Source organism: Streptomyces wedmorensis (assembly GCF_000716445.1).
Classification (GTDB): Bacteria; Actinomycetota; Actinomycetes; order Streptomycetales; family Streptomycetaceae; genus Streptomyces; species Streptomyces wedmorensis.
The window spans coordinates 141,069-155,474 of the sequence record NZ_JNWK01000003.1; the positions used below are offsets into that span (position 1 = coordinate 141,069).

Sequence of the window (14,406 nt, forward strand, 5' to 3'; positions counted from 1 at the left end):
GATCGTGCCATGCGTCACCGGCGGTTAGGGTCACAGGCGAACGGACGCGAGGGAGGACAAAAGGGATGCTGCGCTTGGGACGGCGTGAATTCGGGCCGCACGAGCCGGTGATCATGGCGATCGTGAACCGGACCCCGGACTCCTTCTACGACCAGGGCGCGACCTTCCGGGACGAGCCGGCGCTCGCCCGGGTCGAGCAGGCGGTCGCCGAGGGCGCGGCGATCATCGACATCGGCGGGGTCAAGGCGGGCCCCGGCGAGGAGGTGACGGCCGAGGAGGAGGCGCGCCGCACGGTCGGCTTCGTGGCCGAGGTCCGCAGGCGCCACCCCGACGTGGTGATCAGCGTGGACACCTGGCGGGCCGATGTCGGCGCGGCCGTCTGCGAGGCGGGCGCGGACGTCCTCAACGACGCGTGGGGCGGGGTCGACCCGGGTCTCGCGGAGGTGGCCGCCAAGTACGGCGCGGGCCTCGTCTGCACGCACGCCGGCGGCGCGGAGCCGCGGACGCGGCCGCACCGGGTGGAGTACGACGACGTGATGGCCGACATCCTGCGGGTCACGGTCGGGCTCGCGGAGCAGGCGGCGGCGCTGGGCGTCCGCCGGGACGCGATCATGATCGACCCGGGTCACGACTTCGGGAAGAACACCCGGCACAGCCTGGAGGCGACCCGTCGGCTCGGCGAGATGACGGACACGGGGTGGCCGGTGCTGGTGTCCCTGTCGAACAAGGACTTCGTGGGCGAGACGCTGGACCGGCCGGTGAAGGAGCGGGTCCTCGGGACGCTGGCGACGACGGCGGTGTCGGCCTGGCTCGGGGCCCAGGTGTACCGGGTGCACGAGGTCGCCGAGACCCGGCAGGTCCTGGACATGGTGGCGTCGATCGCCGGGCACCGGGCGCCCGCCGTGGCCCGGCGCGGGCTGGCGTAGTCGGGCCCGGTGGGCCGGTGGCCGGTTGTGCCACCCGCTCCGCCCCGCGGAACGGGTGCCCACAACCGACCTGACGGCCCTACTTGCCGGTCTCCTTCGTCACCAGGGCGACCGCCTCTTCCACGTCGTCCGTGACGTGGAAGAGGAGGAGGTCGCGTTCGGAGGCCTTGCCGCCGGCGACGACGGAGTCGCGGAGCCAGTCGACGAGGCCCTTCCAGTACTCGGTGCCGAAGAGGACGATCGGGAACCGGGTGACCTTGCGGGTCTGGACGAGGGTGAGCGCCTCGAAGAGCTCGTCGAGGGTGCCGAGGCCACCGGGGAGCACGACGAAGCCCTGCGCGTACTTCACGAACATCGTCTTGCGGACGAAGAAGTAGCGGAAGTTCACGCCGATGTCGACGTGCTGGTTGAGCCCCTGCTCGAAGGGGAGCTCGATGCCGAGGCCGACGGACACGCCCTTGGCCTCCCGCGCGCCCTTGTTGGCGGCCTCCATGGCGCCGGGGCCGCCGCCCGTGATGACCGCGAACCCGGCCTCGACGAGCGCGCGGCCGATCCGTACGCCCGCCTCGTACTCGGGCGAGTCCGGCTTCGTGCGGGCGGAGCCGAAGACGCTGATGGCGCTCGGCAGTTCGGCGAGGGCGCCGAAGCCCTCGACGAACTCGGACTGGATGCGCATGACGCGCCAGGGGTCGGTGTGCACCCACTCCGAGTCGCCCTCGGTGTCGAGCAGTCGCTGGTCCGTCGTCCCCGGCTGGACCTGGTCCCTGCGCCGCAGCACCGGACCGAGACGCTGCTCCTCGGGCTTCGCCATTCCCTCGGGAATGCCCATGGCCTGCTCCCTCCGCCGATCGGCGATCAGCTGTCGATCGATCGCCAACTGATCTTCTGGTCCGGTCAGAGTAGGACGACAGAGGTGACGAAACACGAAATTACGGAAGTCAGGCAGTGAGCCAGTCGCGGAGCCGTGCCTCGCAGTGGTGGATCCGCTCGACGGGGACGTGCTCGTCCCGCTTGTGCGCGTAGATCGGATCGCCCGGCCCGTAGTTGACGGCGGGGACGCCGAGGGCGCTGAAACGGGCGACGTCGGTCCAGCCGAACTTGGGCTGCGCGCTGCCGCCGACGGCCTTCATGAAGGCCTCGGCGGCCGGGTGGGAGAGGCCGGGCAGGGCGCCGGGGCTCTCGTCGTCGATGACGAACTCGGCGATGTCGCAGCCGTCGAAGAACTCCCGGACGTAGGCGAGGGCCTCGGCCGGGGAGCGGTCGGGCGCGTACCGGTAGTTGACGGTGACGGCGCAGGCGTCGGGGATGACGTTGGTGGCGACGCCGGCGGTGATCGCCACGGCGTTGAGGCCCTCGTGGTACTCCAGGCCGTCGATGACCGGCTTGCGCGGCTCGTACGCGGCGAGGCGGGCGAGGATCGGGGCGGCGGTGTGGATGGCGTTGGAGCCCATCCAGGAGCGCGCGGAGTGGGCCCGCTCGCCCGCCGTGTGCAGGATGACGCGCAGCGTGCCCTGGCAGCCGCCCTCGACCTGGGTGTCGGAGGGCTCCAGGAGGACGGCGAAGTCGCCCTCGAGCCAGTCGGGGTGCGCGGCGGCGATCTTGCCGAGGCCGTTGAGGTCGGCGGCGACCTCCTCGTTGTCGTAGAAGACGAACGTGAGGTCGCGGTTGGGCTCGGTGACGGTCGCGGCGATCCGGAGCTGGACGGCGACGCCGGACTTCATGTCGGAGGTGCCGCAGCCCCACAGGACGCCGTCCTCGTCGAGCCGCGAGGGCACGTTGTCGGCGATCGGCACGGTGTCGATGTGGCCGGCGAGGACGACCCGCTCGCCGCGGCCGAGGTGGGTCCGGGCGACGACGTTGTTGCCGTAGCGGTCGACGGTGAGGTGCGGCAGGAGGCGCAGGGCCTGCTCGATCGCGTCCGCGAGCGGCTGCTCGGTCCCGCTGACGGAGGGGAAGTCGACGAGGGCGGCGGTGAGCGCGGCCCCGTCCTGGAAAAGGTCGAGGGGGCCGTCGAGCGGGGTGATGTCTGCCATGTGCCGACCCTAACGCGCCCTCCAGTACGGTGGGCCCGTGTCCGAGCCCTCCCGTCCCCGCCGTCGCGGCCGCCGCGCCCGTTCCGCGGCCGCCTTCGCCGTGCTCCTCGGCCTGGCCTCCTACGTGGCCGTACACCAGGTGACGGGCAGCAAGGGCGCGCCACGCTGCACGGTCGGCAGCGGCGAGAACCGGTACGAGTTCACTCCGGAGCAGGCGTCCAACGCGGCGACGATCTCGGCCGTGGGCACGAGCCGGGGGCTGCCGGAGCGGGCGGTGACGATCGCGCTGGCGACGGCGCTGCAGGAGTCGGCGCTGCGGAACATCGAGCACGGTGACCGGGACTCGCTCGGCCTCTTCCAGCAGCGGCCCTCGCAGGGCTGGGGGACGCCGGCGCAGATCATGGATCCGGTCTACTCGGCGGGGAAGTTCTACGAGGGCCTGGAGAAGGTCCCGGGGTACTCGCGGCTGCCGCTGACGGTGGCGGCGCAGAAGGTGCAGCGGAGCGGCTACCCGCAGGCGTACGCGAAGCACGAGCCGGACGCCACGCTCCTCTCGGCCGCGCTGACGGGCCGGTCGGCGGCCGCGCTGATCTGCACGACGAGCAAGGTGGAGGGGCCGCCGGGCGATCCCGAGCGGTTCCGCGCGGAACTGGTGCGCGCCTTCGGCGAGAAGGCGGCACCGAAGGCGGTGACGGGCGGTCCGAGCGCGGGCCGGTCGGCGGCGGAGCCCGTGGTGCTCACGCTGCCGGTCCGGGCGGCCGGGGCGGGCTCGGCGTCGGGGGCCGGTGCGGAGGAGCGGCGCGGCTGGGAGCTGGCGCAGTGGGCGGTGGCGCGGGCGGACGAGCTGGGCGTCGCCGAGGTCGGCTACCGGGACCGGGTGTGGCGCGCGGGCGAGGCCGACGGCGGCTGGTCGAAGTCCTCGGGCGCGCCGGCCGCGGACGGGAAGGCCGGCGGGGAATCCGGCGGTGCGTCGGTCCGCGTCCGCCTCGCGCAGTAGGCGGTCACGCGTACGGTCGTTCACTCGGCCGTGGCATGACGCCGGTTCGGTACGCGAGAAATTCGACATGCCTTCGAGCCCGAATTCCCTTACGCCATTCCGACCTCACAAGTCCCTTGCCACACAAGGGAAGTGACGGTTCGGCAGGCGTCTACACAATGACACGTTCGTCCGTTTTCCTCCCCACCCGACAATACGACGCATTGCCAACTCTTTACCTTCGACCTCCGCAACCTCTCCCGCCCCAGGGCCGGTTGTCACTGCGACCGAACGAACACGTCGCACCTCGTCGAAGGAGCACCATGTCCCTCCCCCTGACCCGTCGGATCGCCCGCGCCGCCCTCCTCATCGCGGCCGGGGCAGCCCCCGTGGTCGGTGCGGCCGGCACGGCGAGCGCCCTGGACCACGGCATCGTCCCGACCGGCTCCCTCGGCGGCGTCACCGCCCTGGACGCCGCCGGCGCGGGCAGCGCCGTCGACAGCGCCTCCCAGACCACCACCGGCGTCGTCGGCGCCACCGGCGGCCAGGCCGTCGGCACGGCCGTCCCCGCCGCCGGCAAGGCCGTCGGCGCGGCGGGCAAGACCGCCACCCCGGCCGCCCAGAAGGTGGCCGGCGACACGGCCGGCAGCGCGGGCGAGGTCGTCGGCAAGACCGCCGGCGCCGCCGCCGAGAGCGCCGAGGCGCCGACCGGGGGCGCCCTCGGCGGCGGCCTCGGCGACCTGCCGACCGGCCAGGCGCTCGGCGCCGCGCCGCTGGGCGCCCTGCCCATCGGCTGACCCGCACCGGAACGCGCGGAGGGCCCGGGGAGCGAAAGCTCCCCGGGCCCTCCGGCGTTCCGCGCGCTCAGCCCAGGCGCTTGACGGCCGCCTCGACCCGCTCGTCCGTCGCCGTGAACGCCACCCGCACGAAGCGCTCCCCGGCCTCGCCGTAGAAGTCGCCGGGCGCCACCAGGACGCCCTTCTCCGCCAGGTAGGCCACGGTGTCCCAGCACGGCTCGTCCCGGGTCGCCCACAGGTACAGGCTGGCCTCGCTGTGCTCGATCCGGAAGCCGTGCGCCTCCAGGGCCGCCCGCAGCGCCGCCCGCCGGGCCGCGTACCGCTCGCGCTGCTCGGCCACGTGCGCGTCGTCGCCGAGCGCCGCGACCGTCGCCGCCTGCACCGGGGCCGCGGTCATCATGCCGCCGTGCTTGCGGATCAGGAGCAGCTCGCCGAGGACGGCCGCGTCGCCCGCGATGAACGCGGCCCGGTAGCCGGCCAGGTTGGAGCGCTTGGACAGCGAGTGGACGGCGACGATGCCCTCGTAGGAGCCGCCGCAGACGTCCGGGTGCAGGACCGAGACCGGGTCCGCCTCCCAGCCCAGCTCCAGGTAGCACTCGTCGGAGAAGACGAGCACGCCGTGCTCGCGTGCCCAGGCCACGATCCGGGTCAGCTCGTCCTTGCCCAGGACCTTGCCGGTCGGGTTGGACGGGGAGTTGAGCCAGAGCAGCTTCAGCCCGGCCGGGTCGAGCTCGGTCGGGTCGTCGTAGACCACCGGCTCCGCGCCGCAGAGCCGCGCGCCGACCTCGTACGTCGGGTAGGCGAGCCGCGGGTACGCCACCTTGTCCCCGGCGCCGAGCCCCAGCTGCGTCGGCAGCCAGGCCACCAGCTCCTTGGAGCCCACCACCGGCAGGACGTTCTCGTAGGCGAAGCCCACCGCGCCCAGCCGCCGCTCGCACCATCCGGTGAGCGCGTCCCGCAGTTCCTTCGTCCCCCACACCGTGGGATAGCCCGGCGAGTCCGCCGCCGCGACCAGGGCCTCCTGGATCAGCGCGGGGACCGGGTCGACGGGGGTGCCGACGGAGAGGTCCACGATTCCGTCCGGGTGCGCCAGGGCCGTCTTCTTGTACGGCTCCAGCTTGTCCCAGGGGAAGACGGGCAGGCGCGAAGAGACTGCGCTCACGGGTTGGCTCTCACTTCCTCTTGCGTACGGAAAACGCCTCGGTCCCGTACGGCGGCCGTGGCCGTACGGGACCGGATGCGGTCGATCAGCCGTTCTGCGGCGGCAGCGCGGCGATGAACGGGTGGTCCCGCTCGATCTCGCCGAGCTTGGAGGCACCACCGGGCGAACCGAGCTCGTCGAAGAACTCGACGTTCGCCTTGTAGTAGTCCTTCCACTCCTCCGGGGTGTCGTCCTCGTAGAAGATCGCCTCGACCGGGCAGACCGGCTCACAGGCCCCACAGTCGACGCATTCGTCCGGGTGGATGTACAAGGACCGCTTGCCCTCGTAGATGCAGTCGACGGGGCACTCCTCGATGCACGCCTTGTCCTTCACGTCGACACAAGGCTGCGCGATGACGTAGGTCACGCTGTCGTTCCTCCTCGATAGGGCTGGTCTGCGCGGGAGCGCGGCGTCGTCGATGCCCGCCCCTAGTATCTCCGTTCTTGGGGGCGATCCGAACAGGAGGGGCGGAGAAGCTGTGGAATTCACCGGCGGAGGGCGCCTTGAAGTCCGAATTACCAGCGCTGACGTGGGAAAACGTGTCTCCGTTCGGTGCGTGACGGGGGTGCCGGCCGCGGGCGGAAAATACACCGATGCGGTCGGAGTTCTCACATCATGGGACGGCGGTGTGCTCCTGATCACACGCAAGGACGGCGAGAGTGTCAGGATCGCGGAGTCCTCGCTGGTCGCGGGGAAGGTCGTACCCGCCGCCCCGGCCCGCCGCCGCGGCCCCTCCGCGACCTTCCCCGAGCTCGCCAGGGCCACCGCGCGCGCCTGGCAGCCGCTGGAGAGCGAGGCGCTCGGCGACTGGACGCTCAGGGCCTCCGACGGGTTCACCCGCCGGGCCAACTCGGCGCTTCCGCTCGGGGATCCCGGGATGCCGACGGCCGAGGCGCTGATCCGCGTACGGGACTGGTACGCGGCCCGGAGCCTGCCCGCGTACGTCCAGGCCGCGACCGGCGCCGAGGGCGCGCAGGAACTCCTGTGCGCCGAACTCGACCGCCGCGGCTGGCGGCGCGAGGTCTCCGCCGAGGTACGCGTCGCCGCCCTGGCGCCGATCGGCGACCTCGACGCCGACGTCTCCGCCGTACTCCTCTCCCGAACGGCCGACGACGCCTGGCTTCGCCGGTACCAGCGCTTCGAGGAGGCGAGCCCGGCGGTCCGGTCCGTCCTCGCCTCCGGGCCGAGTGTGTGGTTCGCGTCCGTGGCGGGCACGGGAGGGGTACCGGCGGCCATCGGCCGCTGCGTCGTGGACGGGCGCTGGGCCGGCTTCATGGCCGTCGAGGTCGACCCGGACCAGCGGCGCCGCGGCCTGGCGACGTCCGTCATGACGGCACTCGCCCGCCGGGCGCTGGACGAGGGCGCGTCGGCGGCCTGGCTCCAGGTGGAGACGGAGAACGACGGCGCGCGGGCGCTGTACGACGGGATGGGCTTCGCGGCCCACCACCACTACCACCACTACCGATGGGCGGAGGCGTGACGGCGGAAGGACCACCGGACGGCGACGACGACTGGCGGCGGGAGTTCGCCGAGGAGGCGCGGGCGGAGCGGCCCGACCTCGCGCGGCTGTGCCTGCTGGTCGGGGCGGTGGCCGACCCCACCGTGACCCGGCACGTCCTCGACCAGGCCGAGATCGAACTCGACCGCCTCGCCGGGCTCGTCCCGTACGCCACGCGGATCACCGGCGGCTGGGCGGCCGAGCTCGCGGCGCTGCTCGGCGTCCACGAGGGCTTCGAGGGCGTGCCGGCGGACTACCAGCGCCTGGAGTCCTCGCTCCTGCACGAGGTGCTCCGGCGGCGGCGGGGCCTGCCGATCCTGCTCTCCGTGGTCTGGATGGAGGTCGCCCGCCGGGCCGGTGCCCCCGTGTACGGCCTCGGTCTGCCCGGTCACTTCGTCGTGGGCTTCGGCGACCCGGCCGATCTGAACCTCGCCGACCCGTTCGCGGGCGGGCGCGCCATGACCGGCGCGGACGCCGAGCTCCTGGTGGCGAGCGCGACCGGCGAGGCGCTCGACCGGTCGATGCTCCGGCCGGCCGAGCCCGGTGCGATCGTGCTGCGCATCCTGAACAACATCCGCGCCTGGGCCGCGTCCCGCCCCGAGCGCTCCGACGTGGCCCTGTGGGCGGTGGAGCTCTCCCTGCTGCTCCCCTCCCATCCGGCCAGGCTCCGCTACGAGCGCGCCGAACTCCTCGTCCAGCGCGGCGAGTTCCTGACGGGGGCGCGGGAGATGGAGGCGTACGCGGAGGTGATGGACGCGGTGGACCCGGAGTCGGCGACCACGATCCGGCGCCGCGCACTGGCCGCCCGAGCCCTCTTGAACTGACCGCGTCCCTTGCCCACGGCTCCCACGCCGTTCCGCCCGAGGGCGGTACGGCGACCGGCGTCCGGGCGATCGGCTTCGACATCACCCGCGCCGGGGATCACCTCATCCGTAGACGATGGCCGTGTTCCATTTCTGGTTCAGCCCGTCGTTGGAACTCCACATACTGGCCGCCGCACCGCGGGTCTGACTCCAGGCCCCGATCTCGATCACCTGATTGTTGGGCGGCGCCCAGAAGCTGATCTCCGCCTGAGGGTCTTCACTCGAATACATGACGAGCCACTGCTGATTGTATCGAAGATGACAGTCCCACTGAATCAGCTGCGTACCGTTGTCGTAGTTCCCGCCGGGAGCATCGATGCATTTATTGGAATTCCTGTTCTGGATGGCCGTGTGCCCATTGGCCATCTCGATGAACCGCCATTGCTGGTTCCTCCCCCCGTGGCACGGCCACTGCCGAACCGGCGCGCCGTCGTCCATGCGCCAGTCCGCAACCTCCAGACACTGGTCGCTCCACGCGTTGCGGACCACGCTGTATTCCTCCATGGCCGAGGCCGGTGTGACCGCCGCGGACATCAGCAGGATGCCGGAAGCCGCGCCGACGGCGCCCAGCTTCTTGAGAGCACGCATAGCACCTTCTCCTTGATTTCCTTGAGAGCAGGACGGTGAAGCCGCAGCCGCGGGAGGCGTCAGAGCGTGCCCCAGAGGTAGCACTCGGTCCAGTCGGAGGCCTGCTCGGGCGGTACGTCGCAGTAGCCGTAGTAGGACTCGCCGGTGTCCTGCCGCCAGCCCTCGATGAACACCTCGCCCTTCCACCACCAGCCGGACACCGGGGTCCAGAGGTCGGGGGAGGCGATCCAGCCGGTGCAGGCCTCCTGGTCGTACTGATTGCGACCGCACATCCTGATCTGGTCGGACCAGCGGGTCGACACGGTCACCTGCTGGCCGTTGGTTCCGGCGGCCGCGGACCCCGCGTAGCCGACCAGACCCGCGGTGGCGAGTGCCGTGGCGGCCAGGACTCGGGCGAGCTTCCCGTACATCGTCATGCTGACGTCCTTCTGTCGCGTCGGAGATGTCGTGCGGACGATCACTCTTCCGAGTCCCGCGGAGCAGGGCATCGGCGTGCAGTGCACAGTTCCTTGACGCACAGTCGACCCGGTCGCTCGCCCGGCAAAGGCGGACCACCGATGGGTGAATATTGAAATACAGCCGGGGAGAATATCCAGTTCGGTCGCCCTTTGCCGGGAATCGCCAGAGTCGAAAAACTCTCGGCTCGGAGGCCCACGCCCCCATGGGCTTGCAGAGTGAGCACGCCGCTGATTCCTGGGTGAATCAGCGCAATATTTCACTGGGCGAGATGACGGCATACCCCCTGGAATGCGATCCCCTCACCTTCCGACGCACGCCGAAGTTGATCCCGAAATAAGATCCCGAGGCGTTTCACCTTTCGCCGGTCGAACGCGGGAGCGGAGTGGTCACCTTGGGGAGGGAAACCATCACGCATCAAGCCTTCGAGTACCACTCCAGCGATACCTCACGCCCATTCGAGATCAATTCCATCCGCGGATCGTTCGAGGTCATCGGGATCGAGGTCCCCAAGAACCTTCTTCCCATGCCCCCGCATACCGCCGGACAGGTCATCGGCAGGCGCATCTCGGCCCGGGACGGAATGGGAGGCTTAGCGACTCTCACGAGCGCGTCGAGACTTGGCCGACCCGCTGTTCCGGGGGTGCCCGTGCGCGTGATCGCCGCCCAGCGCGGCTTCAGCCACGCGTCCGCGTTCAGCAGGGCGTTCCGTGATTCCTACAGCATCTCCCCCGGAGCGTTCCGCCGGCTGACGCCGGAAGTGGCGGTGGTCGACGTAGGGGGCGACGGACGCCCACCGGCCTCAGGCGCGGAAGGTCGTCACGCGCGTCCCCGTCGAGGCTGACGAGAGGCGCGGCACCGTGTGACCGGAAACAGCGGCGGGTGCAGTGTCCGCCGTGTGCGCGCCCGGGATGCGCGGGAGCCCCCGTCCCGGGAGGGGACGGGGGCTCGGACGCCGGGGCGGGTGCGGTCAGCCTTCGCCGCTGAGGTCGATGGTCTTGGTCCGCTCGGCGAGGGTCTTGCCGCGGAGGGCGTCGCGCATCACGAAGGCGACGTCGTCGGCGGAGACCTGGTGCTTGGTGCCGTCGCCCTTGGTGATCATGATGCCGTCGAAGGCGCCGTCGAGGAGCCGGTCGATCGCCTTCTTGTCGTAGACCTCGACCAGGTGGCCGTCGACGGCCTTCATGGAGAGGATCTGCGGCAGGGAGCGCGCCGGGCCGAAGTCGATCTTCTTGCCGCCCGCCTGGATCCGGATCAGGCCGGACATGGCGGGCGTGGCGAACTCCTTCATCGCCCGGTCCAGCTCGGCCTGGGTGATCGTCGGCTGCCGGGTGGTGACAGGGAGTTCGACGAGCTTGCGCTGACCGGTCTCGACCTGGGCGCGGAAGGCGTCCTGGACGGAGATCATCGAGCGCTGGACGTCCAGGCCCTTGCCGGGCTTGCCCGGGACGGCGGTCACCTTGTTCGGCGCGAAGAGGATCGTGCCCTCGGTCGCCGAGGCGGAGCTGCCCGCGAGGTCGCTGAGGGCGACGGCGAGCTTCTCCTTGTCGACCGGGAAGACCGGCCGGGCGATCCGCTCGCCGCCGAAGAGGGAGCCGATGACGGAGACCGGGTTGTAGTCGCTTCCGGCCGCCGCGCGGACGGTCTCCTGGCTGTCCAGGGCCAGGCCCGCCTTGTCGGGGGCCAGCTGGACCTTGTCGCCGCCGAGGCTGAGCTGGAGCGGCGTGCGGGCGCGCGTGCCGAGGGCCGCCTCCAGCTTGTTGACGGCCTCCTCCTTCGTGCCGCCGCCGATGTCCACGCCGAGGACGGTGGTGCCCTTCGGGACGTCGGAGTGGTTGAGGAGCAGCCCGGCGCCGTAGGCGACGCCAACCAGGCCGAAGACGCCGACGGCGGCGAGGACCAGCTTGGAGCGGCCCTTCTTCGCCGGGGCGGGGGCGGGCGCCGGACGCGGTGCCGGGGCGGGCGCGGGCCTCGCCTGCTCGTCGAGGCGCGGGGTGAGGTTCGGCCGGGCCGCGCCCGGCGGGACCACGGGGATGCCGCTGGTGAGCGTGTCCCCGGAGACGTGCCCGGCCTCGCCGTCGGCCTGCGCGGCCCGTCCGGGCCCGGACGTCCGTCCGGGTGCCGGGGCGGGCGCCTGCGGGGTGAGGATCGCGGTGTCGTCCGACATCCGGGGTGCCGCGCCGCCGGGGAACGGGGAGCCCGTCCCCTGCGCCGGGGACTGCCCCTGGGGCCGGCCGGGGGCCTGGCCCTGGAAGGGGCCGGGGCCGCCGAGGTGGGCGGTGCCGGTGACGGGTCCGGTGGTCGGGCCGGCCGGAGCCGCCGGGCCCCGGTACGCGGGCGTGCCGCCGGCGGGGGTGCCGGTGTACATCGGGGTGCCGCCGGCCGGGGTCCCGTCGTACATCGGGGTGCCGCCGGCGGGGGTCCCGTCGTACATCGGCGTGCCGCCGGCCGGGGTCCCGTCGTACATCGGCGTGCCGCCGGCCGGGGTCCCGTCGTACATCGGCGTGCCGCCCGCCGGGGTCCCGTCGTACATCGGCGTGCCGCCCGCGGGGGTGCCGGTGTACATCGGCGTGCCGGCGGCGGGGGTGCCGGTGTCGTAGAGGGGGTTGCCGGGGGCCTGGGGCGGGGTGACCGGGCGGCTCGACGGGGTGCTGCCGACCGTCGGGACGCCGGAGGTCGCCGACCCGGCGAAGCCGGTGCCCTGGGTGTCCGGGCCGGTGGCCTGCGGGGCGGGCTTGAGGGTGGGCGCCGGGGCGGCGGGCAGGGCCGGGGCGGAGGGGGCGGGGGCCGCCGCCTTGCGCGGGGCGAACCAGTCGCTGGTCTCCTTCGCCTTCGGGGCCTCCTCGGCGCGCGGCGGCTCCGGGGCGGCCGCGGGCGCGGGCTCCGGTTCGACGGCGGCGGGGGCCGGCTCCGGCTCGGGCTCCGCGGCGGGCGCCTCGTTGACCGTCTGGCGGACCACGACCGGCGGGATCGGACGCGAACCCGGGATGTTGATCCGGATCCGGGTCGTCAGGGTCGTCTCGGTCTTGGGCTCCTCCGGCGGCGCGGGCGCGGCGGAGGTCTCCTCCGGCGCGTCCTGCGTGGGGTGGAGCGACGGATACTGGCGGGACCCGTACGGCGGGGTACCCGAGGGGTACGCGGCTCCACCGCGCCCCTGGGCGCCGGAGGACGAACTGTCAGTCTCTCGACCAGATTCACGACTCAAAGCAGGATCTCCCGGTTGGCTCCACCGCCCGCTCTTGCAGATGCTCGTGATTACCCGGGCGGTTCGGCGGCGCGCACCACCATACTGGCCGCCGCCGACTCGTACCCGATCCCCCGGTGACGTACGACGGTCATTCCGGACGAAGTCGGGACGTCCCCGCCTCAAGTCGTCCTGTTCACGGGGTCGGTCGCGGCAGCCGGAAGAGCGTGGTGCACATCACAGCGACGGCCATTCCCCCGAAGAGGTAGACCAGCTCGCCGACGCCTCCGCCGAACACCCCGTCGCCCTCGGGACGTCCGAGACTGAGCAGGACGATCGCGACGAGCCAGCCGGCGCCGGCCGCGGCGACGGCGACCTGGGTGCCGGTGGCCCGCAGTCCTCCGTAGAAGAGGGCGGCGGTGGCGAGGAGCGCGAGGAACAAGCCGCCGGGGAACCAGGCCGCTTGGACGAGCGCGCCGGCGGTGCCGACGAGGGCGCCGAGGACGACCAGGAGGGCGTACCAGGCATATCGGACGGCCGGGGAGGGCATCGCGGCGCTCACGCGGTCACCCCCGCGAAGAGGTCGGTCTCACGGACGCCGGCCGGGGCGCCGGAGGCTCCCTGGACCAACTCGTAGTACTCGGTGGTGAGGATCGGCTGGCCGAGGTCGTTGGAGAGGGCGAAGAAGGGACCGTCGACGGCGACTTGGGTGACGTGCGCGGCCATCGCGGCGCTCTTGCGGGCCACGTGCTCGGGAGCGGCCTCGATCTCGGTGGTGATCCGGTCCTCGTCGACGACGCCGGGGACGTCGTCGACGGCCGCGACGGCGGGGAAGGCGGAGCCCTCGGCACGGAGCCGGGCGAATCCGGCCTCGACGACCGGGCGGGGGGCGCGGTTCCAGTAGATCTTGGCGATCGTGTGGGCGGGGCCGAGGTCGGTCCGGTAGCCGGGGTCGGCGGCGAGTTCCGCGGCGCGGGTCGCGACCCGGTGGGCCTGGATGTGGTCGGGGTGCCCGTAGCCGCCGTCGGGGTCGTAGGTGACCAGGACCTGCGGACGGGTCTCGCGGATGACCTCGACGAGGTACGGGGCGGCGGTGTCGACGTCGGTGTTCCAGAACGCGTTGTCGCGCTTGTTCTGCTCTACGCCCATCATTCCGGAGTCGCGGAAGCGCCCGGGGCCACCGAGGAAGCGGTGGTCGGTGACGCCCAGCTCGCGCATCGCGGCGGCGAGTTCGCCGACGCGGTGCGGGCCGAGCCGGTCCTCCCGGTCGGGGGCCAGGTGGGCGAGGTCGGGCGGGATGACCTCGCCCTCCTCGCCGAGCGTGCAGGTGACCAGGGTGACAAGGGCGCCCTCGGCCGCGTACCTGGCCATGGTGGCGCCGTTGTTGATCGACTCGTCGTCCGGGTGCGCGTGCACGAGGAGCAGACGACGGGCGGGGAGATCGGTCATGTCCCCACCCTACGAGACCCCTCCCGCGCGAACTCCGAACCCCGGGGCCCGACCGGGGCGGAACCCCGCCGGGTCAGAACTTGAGGCCGCCGATCATGCCCGCCACGTTCGTGGTGAGGGTGCTGATCGACGAGGCCATGGACGAGCTCGCCAGGTAGAAGCCCAGGAGCGCGCAGACCGCCGCATGTCCAGCCTTCAGCCCGGATTTCCGGATCAGCAGGAAGACGACGATCGCCAGCAGCACCACCGCCGAAATCGAGAGTGCCACGGCGGTTCACCTCCACACTTCTTCGGTCGGATATTCGAGCGGACAGGGCAGCGCGCATGTGCCAGTCGGGTACATACCCACCTAGCGCTACGGATCATAACTATCCGTGCCATCGCATCGATCGGCGGACGGAGGCACGCGGGGGGCGCACAGCGCTACTTTCGGC

15 protein-coding genes are annotated in these 14,406 nt (G+C 72.3%); 5 read left to right on the forward strand and 10 right to left on the reverse strand.

Going from position 1 to position 14,406, the window contains the following annotated elements; translation table 11 throughout:
• Positions 1-65: 65 nt before the first annotated feature.
• The gene (gene folP / locus OO54_RS03035; protein ID WP_033201300.1) at positions 66-926 is read left to right on the forward strand and encodes a dihydropteroate synthase; all 861 of its coding nucleotides are present in this window, start codon (positions 66-68) and stop codon (positions 924-926) included.
• A gap of 79 nt (positions 927-1,005) precedes the next feature.
• Here folP and OO54_RS03040 read toward each other — a convergent pair whose 3' ends face one another.
• Both OO54_RS03040 and dapE read right to left on the reverse strand, forming a co-directional pair.
• Positions 1,006-1,755, reverse strand: a complete 750-nt coding sequence (locus tag OO54_RS03040) for an LOG family protein (RefSeq protein ID WP_017239929.1) — start codon at positions 1,753-1,755, stop codon at positions 1,006-1,008.
• Positions 1,756-1,864: 109 nt separating this feature from the next.
• Positions 1,865-2,959 (reverse strand): succinyl-diaminopimelate desuccinylase, encoded by a 1,095-nt coding sequence (gene dapE / locus OO54_RS03045; RefSeq protein ID WP_033201301.1) that lies wholly within the window; start codon positions 2,957-2,959, stop codon positions 1,865-1,867.
• A gap of 37 nt (positions 2,960-2,996) precedes the next feature.
• Here dapE and OO54_RS03050 point away from each other — a divergent pair, with 37 nt between their 5' ends.
• Positions 2,997-3,956 carry a VldE C-terminal domain-containing protein gene (locus OO54_RS03050; RefSeq protein WP_033201302.1) on the forward strand — a complete coding sequence of 320 codons (960 nt, stop codon included), beginning with the start codon at positions 2,997-2,999 and terminating at the stop codon, positions 3,954-3,956.
• A gap of 302 nt (positions 3,957-4,258) precedes the next feature.
• A complete protein-coding gene (locus tag OO54_RS03055) occupies positions 4,259-4,732 on the forward strand; it encodes a hypothetical protein (RefSeq protein WP_033201303.1) in 474 nt (157 codons plus the stop codon).
• 67 nt (positions 4,733-4,799) lie between these two features.
• Here the strand turns inward: OO54_RS03055 and OO54_RS03060 are convergent, their stop codons facing one another.
• On the reverse strand, positions 4,800-5,894 hold the full coding sequence (locus OO54_RS03060) for a bifunctional succinyldiaminopimelate transaminase/glutamate-prephenate aminotransferase (RefSeq protein WP_033201304.1): 1,095 nt from the start codon (positions 5,892-5,894) through the stop codon (positions 4,800-4,802).
• Positions 5,895-5,979: 85 nt separating this feature from the next.
• Positions 5,980-6,300 carry a ferredoxin gene (fdxA, locus tag OO54_RS03065; RefSeq protein WP_015035968.1) on the reverse strand — a complete coding sequence of 107 codons (321 nt, stop codon included), beginning with the start codon at positions 6,298-6,300 and terminating at the stop codon, positions 5,980-5,982.
• Between the two features lie 112 nt (positions 6,301-6,412).
• Between fdxA and OO54_RS03070 the strand changes: the two genes are divergently transcribed.
• Both OO54_RS03070 and OO54_RS03075 read left to right on the forward strand, forming a co-directional pair.
• On the forward strand, positions 6,413-7,414 hold the full coding sequence (locus OO54_RS03070; protein WP_033201305.1) for a GNAT family N-acetyltransferase: 1,002 nt from the start codon (positions 6,413-6,415) through the stop codon (positions 7,412-7,414).
• Entirely contained in the window at positions 7,399-8,256 is an 858-nt protein-coding gene (locus tag OO54_RS03075) for a transglutaminase family protein (RefSeq protein WP_033201306.1), read from the forward strand. The genes OO54_RS03070 and OO54_RS03075 overlap by 16 nt, the downstream gene beginning before the upstream one ends.
• Positions 8,257-8,358: 102 nt before the next feature.
• Here the strand turns inward: OO54_RS03075 and OO54_RS44865 are convergent, their stop codons facing one another.
• From OO54_RS44865 to OO54_RS03105, 6 genes are all read right to left on the reverse strand, one after another.
• On the reverse strand, positions 8,359-8,883 hold the full coding sequence (locus OO54_RS44865) for an RICIN domain-containing protein (RefSeq protein ID WP_033201307.1): 525 nt from the start codon (positions 8,881-8,883) through the stop codon (positions 8,359-8,361).
• 59 nt (positions 8,884-8,942) lie between these two features.
• Positions 8,943-9,299 carry a hypothetical protein gene (locus tag OO54_RS44870; protein WP_033201308.1) on the reverse strand — a complete coding sequence of 119 codons (357 nt, stop codon included), beginning with the start codon at positions 9,297-9,299 and terminating at the stop codon, positions 8,943-8,945.
• Between the two features lie 1,010 nt (positions 9,300-10,309).
• Positions 10,310-12,544 (reverse strand): peptidoglycan binding domain-containing protein, encoded by a 2,235-nt coding sequence (locus OO54_RS03090; RefSeq protein ID WP_033201309.1) that lies wholly within the window; start codon positions 12,542-12,544, stop codon positions 10,310-10,312.
• Between the two features lie 175 nt (positions 12,545-12,719).
• Entirely contained in the window at positions 12,720-13,073 is a 354-nt protein-coding gene (locus tag OO54_RS03095; RefSeq protein ID WP_033201310.1) for a DUF6113 family protein, read from the reverse strand.
• Between the two features lie 8 nt (positions 13,074-13,081).
• The gene (gene mshB / locus OO54_RS03100) at positions 13,082-13,972 is read right to left on the reverse strand and encodes an N-acetyl-1-D-myo-inositol-2-amino-2-deoxy-alpha-D-glucopyranoside deacetylase (protein ID WP_033201311.1); all 891 of its coding nucleotides are present in this window, start codon (positions 13,970-13,972) and stop codon (positions 13,082-13,084) included.
• 73 nt (positions 13,973-14,045) lie between these two features.
• Positions 14,046-14,240: a hypothetical protein gene (locus OO54_RS03105; protein WP_033201312.1), complete on the reverse strand. Its 195-nt coding sequence runs from the start codon at positions 14,238-14,240 to the stop codon at positions 14,046-14,048.
• Between the last annotated feature and the right edge of the window lie 166 nt (positions 14,241-14,406).

Coding starts and splice junctions, on each gene's coding strand:
- folP (WP_033201300.1), top strand. CDS start 66: ATGCTGCGCTTGGGACGGCGTGAATTCGGGCCGCACGAGCCGGTGATC.
- OO54_RS03040 (WP_017239929.1), bottom strand. CDS start 1,755: ATGGGCATTCCCGAGGGAATGGCGAAGCCCGAGGAGCAGCGTCTCGGT.
- dapE (WP_033201301.1), bottom strand. CDS start 2,959: ATGGCAGACATCACCCCGCTCGACGGCCCCCTCGACCTTTTCCAGGAC.
- OO54_RS03055 (WP_033201303.1), top strand. CDS start 4,259: ATGTCCCTCCCCCTGACCCGTCGGATCGCCCGCGCCGCCCTCCTCATC.
- OO54_RS03075 (WP_033201306.1), top strand. CDS start 7,399: ATGGGCGGAGGCGTGACGGCGGAAGGACCACCGGACGGCGACGACGAC.
- OO54_RS44865 (WP_033201307.1), bottom strand. CDS start 8,883: ATGCGTGCTCTCAAGAAGCTGGGCGCCGTCGGCGCGGCTTCCGGCATC.
- OO54_RS44870 (WP_033201308.1), bottom strand. CDS start 9,299: ATGACGATGTACGGGAAGCTCGCCCGAGTCCTGGCCGCCACGGCACTC.
- OO54_RS03095 (WP_033201310.1), bottom strand. CDS start 13,073: ATGCCCTCCCCGGCCGTCCGATATGCCTGGTACGCCCTCCTGGTCGTC.
- mshB (WP_033201311.1), bottom strand. CDS start 13,972: ATGACCGATCTCCCCGCCCGTCGTCTGCTCCTCGTGCACGCGCACCCG.